We start from the raw sequence: 238 nt of genomic DNA on the forward strand, positions 1-238 counted from the left end.
ATGTTTTTTCTCAAAAGTTTGGATTTTTACTATATCCAATTTTTAATTATTCACTTTCTTTAATAATCATTAAATAAAAATAGTCAGTATGATTTTCAGCAACTCTTTTGTAATTATCATTAAAAATCTCCCTGTAAAAATCCACAATTTGAATTAAATCAATTTGTTTTATAGCTTTATAATGTAATTTGATTAATGCTACATTTGGTCCAAATTTTTTTAACCCTTCAATCTCTAT

The 238-nt window shown here is 21.8% G+C and carries 1 protein-coding gene; it reads right to left on the minus strand.

Translation table 11 applies throughout. The features are described from left to right. Positions 1 to 46 precede the first annotated feature (46 nt). Positions 47 to 238, minus strand: a 192-nt coding sequence (locus B0E34_RS21465) for a hypothetical protein (RefSeq protein WP_165763031.1), incomplete at its 5' end; no start/stop codon positions are given.

The sequence above is a fragment of the Chryseobacterium mucoviscidosis genome (assembly GCF_002177115.1).
Taxonomy (GTDB): Bacteria; Bacteroidota; Bacteroidia; order Flavobacteriales; family Weeksellaceae; genus Chryseobacterium; species Chryseobacterium mucoviscidosis.